The sequence below is a fragment of the Streptomyces niveiscabiei genome, from assembly GCF_033794345.1.
GTDB lineage: Bacteria > Actinomycetota > Actinomycetes > Streptomycetales > Streptomycetaceae > Streptomyces > Streptomyces niveiscabiei.
Map to the genome: position 1 here is coordinate 21,712 of NZ_JARAYJ010000010.1, position 12,773 is coordinate 34,484.

Below are 12,773 nucleotides of genomic sequence, written 5' to 3' on the forward strand. Positions count from 1 at the left end.
CAGCACACGCCCCCGACACGCGCCCACCGCACACGCCCCCAACACATGCCCCCAACACACAGGGCCCGCCAGAACGCACCGAGTGCGTCCCGACGGGCCCCGCAAAAACCCTGCCGGCCGTCAAAGGCTCAGCCGCGTTCCCCCGCGGCCCCCGCGTACTTCCGCCGCCGCCACAGCACCACCGGCACCATCCCCGCCAGCGCGACCCCCTGCGGAGCCACGCTCAGCGCGGCCGACGACTGGTCGTTCAGCCCGGACTGGTCGAAGGTGTCGGGAACCGGCAGCGTGCCCCAGCGGTTGATGGGCCAGGCCTTGACGATCGCGCGCCCCACGACCTCGTCGACGGGAACCATGCCGTGGTTCTTGTCGGACTGGTTGTAGCGGGAGTCCCGGGAGTTCTGCCGGTGGTCGCCCATGACCCAGATCATGCCCTTGGGCACCTTGACGGTGAACTGCCCGCCCTGGTCGTCCATGGAGCAGGGCGTGTTCCCGGGGTAGACGTACGGCTCGTTGAGCGCCTTGCCATTGACCTTGAGCGGCCCGGTCCCCTTGCACTCGATCGTGTCGCCGCCGACCCCGATGACCCGCTTGATCAGGTCCTTCTCCTGGGCGGACGGCATGAGCCCGATCCAGCTCAGAAATGTCTGGATCGCGTTCGGGTCGGCGGTCGGCTCGCCGGCGAGCCAGTCGGCCGGGTCGTGGAAGACGACGACCTCACCGCGCTCGGGCTCGGACCCGAACCACGGGGTGAGCTTGTCGACGAGGACGCGGTCACCCTGCTGGAGGGTGTTCTGCATCGAGTCGGAGGGGATCGAGAACGCCTGCACCAGGAACGTCTTGATCAGCAGCGCGAGGACGAGCGCGATCCCGATGAGGATCGGCAGCTCCTTCCAGAAGGAGCGCGGCTTCTTCGCCTTGGGTGCCGAACCGTCCCCGGACGAGCCCGTGTCCTCGGGTGGCTGCCCGTCCGCGGGACCGTCCGCCACCGGCTCACTCCCGGAGGTCACGGCGTCGTCCGTCGCCGGGACGGCGTCTTCCACGGAACGTCCGCGGTGATCCTCGCCGTCCTGCCCGGACCGTGCGCCAACCGCCACATCCCCCACGCCAGCTCCTCACTCTGTGCCGCTGCCTGCCCCACCTACGGCGCAGGCCCACTACTCCCATAACGAGCGGGAGTTCCGCAGGGCTCGGGAGTCGGACGGTTCCGTTCGGATCGTCCTGGGCAACCCTATGCGACGGCGAGGAGGCGGCGGCCTTCTGTGACGCGGACTTCGCCACAGAAGCAAAGGTTTGCGGATCCTTGAAGCTCGTCCAGTGCCCGACCGGCCAGGCGATGACCATGGCCCTTCCGACGACCTCGTCCTCGGAGACCGTCCCGCCGTACGACGTGTTCTGGTGCGAGCGGGAGTCCGCGGAGTTCGCGCGGTGGTCCCCCATGACCCACAGCCGTCCCTGGGGGACGGTGACCTGGAAGGGGGTCTGGGAGGGCTCGTTGCCCGGATACAGGTACGACGCCTCTTCGAGAGGCGTGCCGTTGACGGTGACCCTCCCGTTCGCGTCGCAGCACTTGACGACGTCGCCGCCGACCCCGACGACCCGTTTGATCAGGTCCTTCTCGTTGTCGGACGGCAGCAGCCCGATGAAGGTCAGGACCTCCTTGACCTGCTTGACGACGACGGGGTCGCTCTTCTTCCCGGTCGCCTGCTCGTCAGCGAGCCAGCCTCCGGGGTCCTTGAAGACGACGACGTCCCCGCGCTCGGGCTTCGAGCCGAACCACGGCGTGAACTTGTCCACGAGGACCCGGTCCCCGATCTGGATGGTCTGCTCCATGGACCCGGACGGGATGACGAACGCCTGCACCAGGAACGTCTTCAGCACCAGCGCGATCAGCACGGCGACCCCGACGAGCAGCGGTATCTCCCGCATCGCCGAGCGCCGCCGCTTGCGCTTGACCTTGCGCTGGAGCTTGCGCCGCTCCGCGCGGGACCGGCCGCCGGCCGGCGTACCGGACGTGCGCCGCGATCCGGTGGGGAGCAGTTCCTCGGCCGCGCTCTCCGGCACTCCGCGCGGTCTGCCGCGGTTACCCATGCGCACCCTCCGGCACGCGCGCGTAGGCGCCCTCCTCGTCGGGCACCCGCCCGATCCGGCTCCAGGGCCATACGACGTACTGCGCGCGCCCGATGACGGCACCGACGGGAATCATGCCGCCGCCCGGCGAGCCGAGGTGGTCGCGGGAGTCGCTGGAGCGGCTGCGGTGGTCGCCGAGGACGAAGAGCGTGCCCTTCGGCACGACCACGACGAAAGGCACCGAGGACGCGCTGTCGCCCGGGAAGAGGAACGCCGACTCGTCGACGGACCGGCCGTTCACCTGGATCCTCCCCTCCTTGTCGCAGCAGACCACACGGTCACCGCCTACCCCCACTACGCGCTTGACGTAGTCGGAGTTCCCGAAGTACCCGGTGCCGTCGAACACGATGACGTCGCCGCGGCGCGGCTCGGCACCGAAACGGTACGCCAACCTATTTACGAGAACCCGGTCCCCGATCCTCAATCCGTTCTCCATGGATCCGCTGGGAATCTGGAAGGGCTTGGCCACGAACGCGTTGAGGAGGAGCAGAAAGACCAGGCAGAGGAGGAGGGAGAGGCTGATCCGGCCGCCGGGCAGCCACGCGGCGGGGCTGCGCAGCCATGCGAAACGCGACCGGCTCTCCGGGCCGTCCGCCGGATCGGCGGGACCTGGTGAGCGGTCGCGTTCGGTTGATCGTACTTCGGTGTCCATCGGGGCCCGATGCTATCCGGCCCCGCTGTGACAACCGCCGTGAGATCAGTTGTCGCGCTTCTCCTTGATCTTCGCGGCCTTGCCGCGCAGCTCGCGCAGGTAGTACAGCTTGGCGCGACGCACGTCACCGCGGGTGACGAGCTCGATCTTCTCGACGATCGGGGTGTGCACCGGGAAGGTGCGCTCGACGCCGACGGAGAAGGAGACCTTGCGGACCGTGAAGGTCTCGCGGACACCGGCGCCCTGGCGGCGGATGACGACGCCCTTGAACTGCTGCACACGGGAGCGGTTGCCCTCGATGACGCGGACGTGGACGTTGACGGTGTCACCCGGGCGGAAGGCCGGGACGTCGCTGCGCAGCGACGCGGCGTCGACGGAGTCGAGCAGGTGAGACATTTCGTCTGCTTTCTTCGCCCATGCCACAGGTCATAGGCGGAAACTAGGTTTCACAAAAGAGGTCTGCCGCTTCCGTCGGGGCGGACGTCGTGTCCCCCTGTGGCAGGGGCGAACGCCGGACGGCACAACAGCAGCGGCCTATTCTTCCACGTCAACGACGCGACGCCAAAATCGGCCGTACGGCGCACCCGCCGGGTCGGGTGCCCAGCCCAGGATCGAGAGCATCTCCCGGTCCTTCTTGTCGAAGCCCTCGGGGGCGGCCCGCTCGATCAGGTCGGGCCGGTGCAAGGTGGTCCGCCTGAGGGCCTCGTCGCGCCGCCAGCGGGCGATCTTCCCGTGGTGGCCGCTGAGCAGCGTCTCGGGGATCTCCCGGCCGCGCCAGGCGGGCGGCTTGGTGTAGACGGGCCCTTCGAGGAGGTTGGCCATCGCGCCGGGCGCGAAGGAGTCGTCCCGGTGCGACTCGGCGTTCCCGAGCACGCCGGGCAGCAGCCGGGCGACGGCTTCCGTGATGACGAGGACGGCCGCCTCGCCGCCGGCGAGGACGTAGTCGCCGATGGACACCTCGTACACCGGCATCCGGGTCGCGTACTCGTCGACGACCCGGCGGTCGATGCCCTCGTACCGGGCCGGGGTGAACACCAGCCAGGGCCGCTCGGAGAGTTCGACGGCGAGGTCCTGCGTGAAGGGGCGTCCGCTGGGGGTGGGGACGATCAGCGCGGGTTCGCGGGCGCCGGTGTCGTACCCGTCGGCGAGGATCTCGTCGAGGGCGTCGCCCCAGGGCTCGGTCTTCATGACCATGCCGGGGCCGCCGCCGTAGGGGGTGTCGTCGACCGTGTTGTGGCGGTCGTGGGTCCAGTCGCGGAGGTGGTGGATCCGTACGTCGAGCTGCCCGCGCGCGCGGGCCTTGCCGACGAGGGAGACGTTCAGGGGGTCGAGGTACTCGGGGAAGATCGTGACGACGTCGAGCCGCATTACGCCTCGTCCCGGGACGACACGATGTCGGCCTGGTCGTCGATCAGGCCCGGCGGGGGGTCGATGATCGCGCGCTGTTCCTCCAGGTCGATCTCCGTGACGATCTCGGAGACGAACGGGATCATCACCTCGCTGCCGTCGGGGCGCTCGACGATGAAGAGGTCCTGGGAGGGCAGGTGGGAGATCTCGGTGATGCGGCCGACCTCGGTGCCGTCGACGGTCACGACGTCCAGGTCCATGAGCTGGTGGTCGTAGTACTCGTCCTCCTCCTCGGGCAGCTCCTCCGGGTCGACGTCGGCGATCAGGAGGGTGTTGCGGAGGGCCTCGGCGGCGTTGCGGTCGGCGACGCCCTCGAAGCGCAGGAGGAGCCGGCCGCTGTGGACGCGGCCGGTGGCGATGGTCAGGGGCCCGGTGGCGGCCGGGTCGGTGGCCAGGACGGCGCCCGGAGCGAGCCTCAGCTCCGGCTCGTCGGTGCGGACCTCCACCGTGACCTCGCCCTTGATGCCGTGGGCACGGCCGACGCGAGCGACTACCAACTGCACTGTGCTTGATCTCCTGTCGGGAACGGCGGCTCATACGACTGCGGGCCGGGGACAGCCCCCGAAAAGGCCCTCCCCGGCCCGAGCCGGTGTTGCGTGCGAAACGTCAGCGCACGTGGTCCACGTCGACGAGGTCGACCCGGACTCCACGACCGCCGATGGCGCCCACGACGGTACGCAGAGCGCGCGCGGTGCGGCCGTTGCGGCCGATCACCTTGCCGAGGTCGTCGGGGTGGACCCGGACCTCCAGCACGCGCCCGCGGCGCAGGTTGCGCGAGGCGACCTGCACGTCGTCGGGGTTGTCGACGATGCCCTTCACGAGGTGCTCAAGCGCCTCTTCGAGCATGCTGCTCAGGCCTCGGCCGACTCGGACTCGGCAGGCGCCTCGTCCTTCTTCTCGGCCTTCTTCTTCTGGGTGATCGCCTCACCCTTGCCCTCGTCGTCGCCGCCCAGGGCCTCGAACGTGGGACGCGCCTTCTTCGGCTCGGCGACGAGCAGCGGAGCCGGGGCGGGCTCGCCCTTGAACTTCTGCCAGTCGCCGGTCTTCTTCAGGATCGCGAGGACGGGCTCGGTCGGCTGCGCGCCGACACCCAGCCAGTACGCGACGCGGTCCGCGTCGACCTCGATGACCGACGGGTGGTACGTCGGGTGGTACTTGCCGATCTCCTCGATCGCACGGCCGTCACGGCGGGTGCGGGAGTCGGCGACGACGATGCGGTAGTGAGGCGAACGGATCTTGCCCAGACGCTTCAGCTTGATCTTGACTGCCACGGGAGTGGACTCTCCTGGTTTTGACGTGGTTGGGCACGACGAGCGAGCCGCGTGGGGTTGCGGTACCCGAGTGCCCGATGGACGCGTCAGCCGGAGGAGAGAGGGGTCCTGTGCGACTGTCGAGTACAGCTAGCCATTGTGCCACAGGGTAGGGGGAGCTTCCGTCGCGGGTGGATGCCATGCGCACGGGGGTGCGCATGGCATCGCCACGGCCGAACCGGCAGCCACGAGATGCCGGTGCGTACGGCCCTTACGCCGCCCCGACGATCTCGGCGATCTCAGGGATGCGGAACGGCTTCCCGCACCCCCCGCAGACGATCGGCGCCTGCGCGAGGACCGACGGGACGACCCGGACGTTGCGCCCGCAGTCGCACACGGCCTTGACCCGCACACCGCCCCCGGAGGAGCCGTGCCGGGCGGCGGGCCCGCGGAACGCGCGCGTCGTCTCCGCGGTCGTCGCCGCCGTGTGGGCCTTGAGCGCCCGCTGGAGGCGCTCGATGGTGGGCCGGTAGCGCCGCTTCGCCTCGGGGCTGAGCGTCACCAGCGAGAAGCCGCTGCTGGGATGCGGCTCCTCGGGGTGGTCGAGGCCCAGCTCCTCGGCGATCGCGAGGAATCTGCGGTTGTGGTACCGCCCGGCGCGGGACGTGTCACGCACGCCGCGCGCGGCGGCGATGCCATGGACTGCCTCGTGAAGCAGTCGCTCGAAGGAGAGTTCGTGACCGCACGCGGACGACGACTCCCCGATCAGGGACTCTGGCGCGGCAAGGTCGGGCAGTTCGGGGTGGTACCGCTGGATATCGGCCCACGCCTCCGCCAACTCTGCGGCGAGAACAGGTGGTGTCTGTGTCGTGCTCACGTAATGACAACGAGCGGGAGTGCCGCTGTGTTCCTATTCCGGGCCATCCCAAATAATTTGCACGTACCCGTCAGTTGGCACTGATGAGCGGAGACGAGGGCGGGTGCGCTGATCTGCGGAGAAGCCTCACAGCTCACCGCAAGGTGGTGCGTAGTCACAGATACGCCCCGGCGTGTACGCCGTCTCCTCGCGCCGGGGGAGCCGTGATCCCCCGGGGCGCAAGGGGCCTTTCGGCCGCGCTCGCGTCCCCGGGGCACCGCCCTCAGTACGCGCGCGCGACGATGGCGACGTTACCGGGTGCGTCCCCGTCGCTCGGCACCGACCCGTCCTCAGCGAGCAGACACCGTACGGTCAACCCCCGTTCCCCCAGCCCGACTTCACCTTCCTCGCCGAGCACCGACCACGGCACGCGCGCCCAGCCGCCCGCCGAAGCCGCCTCCACCGCCTCCCCGACGCTCGCGCAGTCCGCCGTACGGGACTCGCGGTGCGCGCGGGACTGGCGGAGCAGGAGGGCCTGGTCGTCCTCCAGGTACCCGGGAAGCAGCGCGGCAAGCCCGTCGAGCGCGACCGGCTCCTTCGTGCCGGGGACGCGCCGGACCAGGGTCGCGGTGCCGCTCGCCAGGTCACGCGGGCCGACCTCCACGCGCGCGGGGACGCCCTTCAGCTCCCAGTCGACCGCGCGGCGCCCGAAGGGGGTGTCGGTCCGGTCGTCCACGCGCACGCGCAGGCCCGCCGCACGCAGCCGTTCGGCGACCTCGCGGACCTTGGCCAGAACCGCCTCGTCGTCCTTCACGGCCACCACGACCACCTGGACGTGCGCGAGCCGGGGCGGGACGCGCAGCCCGTCGTCGTCCCCGTGGGCCATCACCAGCGCGCCGATCATGCGGGTCGTCGAACCCCAGGACGTCTGCCAGACGTGCTCCTGGGTGCCCTCCCTCGACAGATAGCGCGTGCCGAACGCCTTCGCGAAGTTCTGGCCCAGCTCGTGGCTGGTGACCATCTGGAGGGCCTTGCCGTCGCCCATCATGCTCTCCAGCGTGAGCGTGTTGATCGCCCCCGCGAAACGCTCCCGGGGCGTCTTGCGCCCGCTGACGAAGTCGATCGCGAGGACGTTCTCCAGGAAGTCGCCGTACACCTCCCGCTGGATGCGCGCCGCGAAGTCCCGCGCCTCCTCGTACGTCGCGTGCGCCGTGTGGCCCTCCTGCCACAGGAACTCCGTCGTCCGCAGGAACAGCCGGGGGCGCAGCTCCCAACGGACCACGTTCGCCCACTGGTTGATCAGCAGGGGCAGGTCCCGGTAGCTCTGGACCCACTTCGAGAAGTACTCGTTGATGATCGTCTCGGAGGTCGGGCGGACGACCGCCGGCTCCTCCAGCTCCTTGCCGCCGCCGTGCGTGACGACCGCCAGCTCCGGCGCGAACCCCTCCACATGGTCGGCCTCACGGGTGAGGTACGACTCGGGGATCAGCAGCGGGAAGTACGCGTTCTCCGCGCCGACCGCCTTGATCCGGGCGTCCATCTCCGCCTGCGTCCGCTCCCACAGCCCGTACCCGTACGGTCGGATCACCATCGTGCCGCGCACCGGGCCGTTGTCGGCCAGCTCGGCCTTGGTGATCAGATCCTGGTACCAGCGCGGGAAGTCGACCTCGCGCGGCGTGAGTACGGGTGCTTTCGCCATGACGGGATGCTACGGGCCCACGTTGCGGGGATGTGAATTCTTTTCGCCCGCGCGGGCGCACCCGTAAACCACCCCCTTCGACCCCTGGACGGCACCCCCGTACGGGAGTTACCTGACAACTGCGGGGAGAAGTGCCGCAGCACTGCACGGGGGCCCACGCGGAATCGACACGGCGACACGCTTCGAGAACTCGGCGGATTGGGGCGCTTTTCGATGACACCTACGCTCGTGCGCCGGACCCCCTCCCACGCGGGCACCGCCCCGCCCACGGAACCGGGTGCCCGCGCGCGTGACTGGTCCGAGATCCAGGAGCGGATGCTCGTCCCGCTCTACGAGGCCGCCTACGACCGCCTCGACGTCGGCCCCGGCACCCGGCTCCTGGGCCTGTCCTGCGGCTCGGGGCTGGCCCTCCTGATGGCCGCCTCCCGGGGAGCCACCGTCAGCGGGACCGAACCCCGCTCACCCCAGCGCCTCGCCCTCGCGCGCGAGCGCCTGCTGCCGGACCACTGGTCACCCCGCGCGCGCCAGGACACCCACCTCGGCAGCGCGCTGCCCCCGGCCCGCGAGCCGTACACCCTGATCACCGCCTTCCACGGCACCGGGCTCCTCGCCGACGCCGTCCCCCTCGCCGAGCGCGGCGCACCCGTCGTCCTCGCCGGATGGGGGCCACCGGAGCGCTGCGCCACCTCGGCCGTCCTGCGCGTCGCCGACCCCCTGAACGGCGGCTGGCGCCCCGCCTGCCGCGACGACCTGGAGGAGGTCGCGTACAGGGCGGGACTCAAACCCGACGGCTCCGGACGCGTCGCGTGCCCCTTCGGGTACGCCGGTGTCGACAGCGCCGTACGGGGGCTGCTGTCGACGGGGCTGTTCGACGCGGCCGTCGAGGCCGGCGACCCGGACCAGGTGGACAAGGAGATCCGGGAAGCGCTGCACCCGTACGTGCAGCGGGACGGCACGGTGTGGATGCCGAACGTGTTCCGCTACCTGATCGCCCGCGTGCCCTGAACGCGCCCCCTATAGGGGCGTCGATCCGGTCAGAAAACGACACGTGGTGCCCTAATCCGCGTCCTTCATCAGCCGCGTGATCCCCGCCACCCGGTACGCGTCCGCCTCCTCCAGCGTCTCGCTCTCCAGCAACGCCAGGGCGAGCGCGTCGAGCTGGTCCCGGTGCTCGACCAGCTTGCGGCACGCCTCGTAGTAGCACTCGTCGACGATGCGCCGCATCTCGCCGTCGATGACGTCGAGGGTCTGCGGCGCCGCGGCGAGGCCGTACGCGGACTGGGCGTCGTTCGGGAGGGCCGAGAGGCGGCCGACGCGCTCGCTCATGCCCCAGCGGGCGACCATCCCGCGCGCGATGTTGGTGACCTGCTCCAGATCGCTCTCCGCGCCCGTCGTGATCACCCCGTACACGACCTGCTCGGCCGCCATCCCGCCGAGCGCGCCGATGATCCGGCCCCGCAGGTACTCCTCGGTGTACGCGTACTTGTCGGCGTCCGGCGTGGACAGCGTGACGCCCAGCGCGCGCCCGCGCGGGACGATGGTGATCTTGCGGACCGGGTCCGCGCCCGGCTGGAGCATGCCCAGGAGAGCGTGCCCGCTCTCGTGGTACGCCGTACGCCGCCGCTCCTCCTCCGGCATCACCAGCGGCCGTTCCGCACCCAGCTGGACCTTCTCCAGGGCCTCCGAGAGGTCGGTCTGGGTCACCTGGTCCTGCCCCCGCTTCACCGCGAGGAGAGCCGCCTCGTTCGCGAGGTTGGCGAGTTCCGCGCCGGTCATCCCCGGGGTCGTACGGGCCACCTGCGCGAGGTCCACGTCCGGGGCCAGCGGGATCTGGCGGGTGTGGATCTCCAGGATCGCCTTGCGGCCACCCCGGTCCGGCGGGGACACCTGCACGACCCGGTCGAAGCGGCCGGGACGCGTCAGCGCCGGGTCCAGGACGTCCGCGCGGTTCGTCGCCGCGATCACGATCACGCCCTCCGAGCCCGAGAAACCGTCCATCTCCGTCAGGATCTGGTTCAGCGTCTGCTCACGCTCGTCGTGACCGCCCATGCCCGAACCGCCGCCCCGCGCGCGACCGATCGTGTCGATCTCGTCGATGAAAATGATCGACGGCGCCACCTTCCGCGCCTCCGCGAACAGCTCACGCACCCGGGACGCCCCCACGCCGACGATCATCTCGATGAACTCCGACGCCGACGCCGAGAAGAACGGCACCCCCGCCTCACCGGCCACCGCACGCGCCAGCAGCGTCTTGCCGGTGCCGGGAGGACCCGCGAGCAGCACACCGCGCGGCATCTTCGCGCCCATCTTCCGGTACGCGTCCGGGTTCTTCAGGAAGTCGACGACGTCGTTCAGCTCACCCTCGACCTCGTCGATCCCCGCGACGTCCTCGAACGTCGTCCGCTTCTCCCCCGCCTCCAGCTCCACCGGCTTCGGCGCCGACCGGCGGCCCAGCATGCCGCCCGCGCCGCCCATCCCCGCGCTCATCCGGCGCGCGATGAAGATCCACAGCACCACCAGGAGCAGCATCGGCGCCAGCGAGATCAGCAGGTTCACCAGGAAACTGCGGTGCTGGACGACCGGTTCCGCGGTCACGGTGACATTGTTCTTCGCCAGCCCCTCCCACAGCTTGTCGTCCGCGAACGTGGGCCGCTCGGTGTTGAACTTCGTGTACTTCTCGCCGCCGTCCGGGTCCTTCTGCTCCTTCTTCAGCTGGCCCTGGATCGCGTCGCCCTTGGCGTAGATCTTGCTGACATTGCCCGCGTCGACCTGCTTGCTGAACTCCGTGTACGAGATCGTCGGCTCGCCCTCGTCGCCGAAGTACGACAACACGATGTTCGCCAGCAGGTACACGACCAGCGCCGTGAAGACCAGCCGCCACCAGCCACCCCGCATCCGCCGCCCACCCGGCGGCTTCGGCGGCTCCTCGGGGGTCCCCTCGGTACGCCAGGGCTGGTCCGGCGACTTGCGCGGCGGGGCAGGGTTCGTCATACCCGGACCGTACGACAGCGCCCCGCGCACGGCACACGAAGGGCACCCTTCCGAAGAGGGGTGCCCTGGGTGGTCGTACAAGAATATTTACAGCCAAGCTGCTTTCAGCCCGAGCCGCCGTCGGGCCGAGCCGCTGTCAGCCCATGAACTTCTTGAACTCGTCCGGCAGCTCGAAGTCCTGCGTGCCCTGCTGCGGCACCCCGAACGCGTTCCCCTGCGCCGCCGCCTCCCGGCGCTGCGCCTCCTCCAGCTCCTGCTGCTTGCGCTTCATCGGGTTGCCGGACCGCTGCTTGCCCTTGGCCTGCTTCGGCTGCTTCTTCGTACGGCCCGGGCCACCGCCCATCCCGGGGATCCCCGGCATGCCCGGCATCCCGCCGCCCTGCGCCATCCTCGACATCATCTTCCGCGCCTCGAAGAACCGCTCCACCAGGCCCTTCACCGCGCTGACCTCGACGCCGGAACCCTTCGCGATACGCGCGCGGCGCGAACCGTTGATGATCGTCGGGTCCGTACGCTCCGCCGGGGTCATCGACTTGATGATCGCGGCCGTGCGGTCGACGTCCCGCTCGTCCAGGTTGTTGATCTGGTCCTTGATCTGGCCCATGCCGGGCAGCATCCCGAGCAGCTTCGAGATCGACCCCATCTTCCTGACCTGCTCCATCTGGGACAGGAAGTCGTCCAGGGTGAAGTCCTGGCCCTTCTTCGACGCCAGCTTCGAGGCCATCTTCTGGGCCTCTTCCTGACTGAACGTCTTCTCCGCCTGCTCGATCAGGGTGAGCAGGTCACCCATGTCGAGGATGCGGGAGGCCATCCGGTCCGGGTGGAACGCGTCGAAGTCCTCCAGCTTCTCGCCGTTCGACGCGAACATGATCGGCTTGCCGGTGATCTGCCGGATGGAGAGCGCCGCGCCGCCTCGGGCGTCGCCGTCGAGCTTGGAGAGGACGACACCGTCGAAGCCGACGCCGTCGCGGAAGGCTTCCGCGGTGTTGACGGCGTCCTGGCCGATCATGGCGTCGACGACGAAAAGAATCTCATCGGGCTGGACTGCGTCCCGGATGTCCGCGGCCTGCTGCATCAGCTCCGCGTCAATACCCAGCCGACCGGCGGTGTCCACGATCACGATGTCGTGGACCTTCGACTTCGCGAACTCGATCGAGTCCTTGGCGACGGCCACGGGGTCACCGACGCCGTTGCCGGGCTGCGGAGCGTATACGGCGACACCAGCGCGCTCGGCGACAACGCTCAGCTGGTTGACGGCGTTGGGGCGCTGGAGGTCGCAGGCGACGAGGAGGGGCGAGTGGCCCTGCTCCTTGAGCCACTTGCCGAGCTTGCCGGCGAGGGTGGTCTTACCGGCGCCCTGGAGGCCGGCGAGCATGATGACGGTCGGGGGGGTCTTGGCGAAGCGGAGGCGGCGGGTTTCGCCGCCCAAGATCGTAATCAGTTCCTCATTAACGATCTTGAGAACCTGTTGGCCTGGATTGAGCGCCTTGGAGACCTCGGCCCCGAGGGAACGCTCCTTGACGTTCTTGATGAAGGAACGAACGACAGGAAGAGCAACGTCCGCTTCGAGGAGCGCGATGCGGATTTCCCGCGCGGTGGCGTCGATGTCCGCTTCGCTCAGCCGACCCTTACCACGCAGGGTTTTGAAGGTAGTCGCGAGGCGGTCGGAGAGAGTATCGAACACGGCGGCGTCGGTCCTCGGAGTCGGGGGCAGTGTGAGCGTCTTCCAGGGTATCCGGCCATACAAGCAAATCGTCCCCGCCCGTTGCGTTCAACGGACGGGGCTCCGCC

At 69.7% G+C, this 12,773-nt stretch carries 13 protein-coding genes; 1 reads left to right on the forward strand and 12 read right to left on the reverse strand.

The window, feature by feature from the left end:
- Window positions 1-128: 128 nt before the first annotated feature.
- The 10 genes from lepB (PV682_RS16110) to proS form a co-directional block, all read right to left on the reverse strand.
- Window positions 129-1,103, reverse strand: a complete 975-nt coding sequence (gene lepB / locus PV682_RS16110; protein ID WP_319730263.1) for a signal peptidase I — start codon at window positions 1,101-1,103, stop codon at window positions 129-131.
- Entirely contained in the window at window positions 991-2,088 is a 1,098-nt protein-coding gene (gene lepB, locus PV682_RS16115) for a signal peptidase I (protein ID WP_319730266.1), read from the reverse strand. The genes lepB (PV682_RS16110) and lepB (PV682_RS16115) overlap by 113 nt, the downstream gene beginning before the upstream one ends.
- A complete protein-coding gene (gene lepB / locus PV682_RS16120; protein WP_319730268.1) occupies window positions 2,081-2,779 on the reverse strand; it encodes a signal peptidase I in 699 nt (232 codons plus the stop codon). The genes lepB (PV682_RS16115) and lepB (PV682_RS16120) overlap by 8 nt, the downstream gene beginning before the upstream one ends.
- A 45-nt stretch (window positions 2,780-2,824) precedes the next feature.
- Window positions 2,825-3,175 (reverse strand): 50S ribosomal protein L19, encoded by a 351-nt coding sequence (gene rplS / locus PV682_RS16125; protein ID WP_020128707.1) that lies wholly within the window; start codon window positions 3,173-3,175, stop codon window positions 2,825-2,827.
- A gap of 138 nt (window positions 3,176-3,313) precedes the next feature.
- A complete protein-coding gene (trmD, locus tag PV682_RS16130; protein WP_319730270.1) occupies window positions 3,314-4,147 on the reverse strand; it encodes a tRNA (guanosine(37)-N1)-methyltransferase TrmD in 834 nt (277 codons plus the stop codon).
- Window positions 4,147-4,689, reverse strand: a complete 543-nt coding sequence (gene rimM, locus PV682_RS16135; RefSeq protein ID WP_112472273.1) for a ribosome maturation factor RimM — start codon at window positions 4,687-4,689, stop codon at window positions 4,147-4,149. Before rimM ends, trmD begins: the two co-directional genes overlap by 1 nt.
- 103 nt (window positions 4,690-4,792) lie before the next feature.
- On the reverse strand, window positions 4,793-5,032 hold the full coding sequence (locus PV682_RS16140) for an RNA-binding protein (protein WP_003973401.1): 240 nt from the start codon (window positions 5,030-5,032) through the stop codon (window positions 4,793-4,795).
- Between the two features lie 5 nt (window positions 5,033-5,037).
- A complete protein-coding gene (rpsP, locus tag PV682_RS16145) occupies window positions 5,038-5,457 on the reverse strand; it encodes a 30S ribosomal protein S16 (protein ID WP_055719894.1) in 420 nt (139 codons plus the stop codon).
- 250 nt (window positions 5,458-5,707) lie between these two features.
- A complete protein-coding gene (locus PV682_RS16150) occupies window positions 5,708-6,313 on the reverse strand; it encodes a hypothetical protein (RefSeq protein ID WP_055719893.1) in 606 nt (201 codons plus the stop codon).
- Between the two features lie 262 nt (window positions 6,314-6,575).
- A complete protein-coding gene (gene proS / locus PV682_RS16155; RefSeq protein WP_319730274.1) occupies window positions 6,576-7,991 on the reverse strand; it encodes a proline--tRNA ligase in 1,416 nt (471 codons plus the stop codon).
- A 213-nt stretch (window positions 7,992-8,204) separates the two neighbouring features.
- Between proS and PV682_RS16160 the strand changes: the two genes are divergently transcribed.
- A complete protein-coding gene (locus PV682_RS16160; protein ID WP_319730277.1) occupies window positions 8,205-8,996 on the forward strand; it encodes a class I SAM-dependent methyltransferase in 792 nt (263 codons plus the stop codon).
- Window positions 8,997-9,047: 51 nt separating this feature from the next.
- Here the strand turns inward: PV682_RS16160 and ftsH are convergent, their stop codons facing one another.
- Both ftsH and ffh read right to left on the reverse strand, forming a co-directional pair.
- Window positions 9,048-10,982, reverse strand: a complete 1,935-nt coding sequence (ftsH, locus tag PV682_RS16165) for an ATP-dependent zinc metalloprotease FtsH (RefSeq protein ID WP_319730279.1) — start codon at window positions 10,980-10,982, stop codon at window positions 9,048-9,050.
- Between the two features lie 136 nt (window positions 10,983-11,118).
- Window positions 11,119-12,666 (reverse strand): signal recognition particle protein, encoded by a 1,548-nt coding sequence (gene ffh, locus PV682_RS16170; RefSeq protein WP_319730281.1) that lies wholly within the window; start codon window positions 12,664-12,666, stop codon window positions 11,119-11,121.
- Window positions 12,667-12,773: the final 107 nt, after the last annotated feature.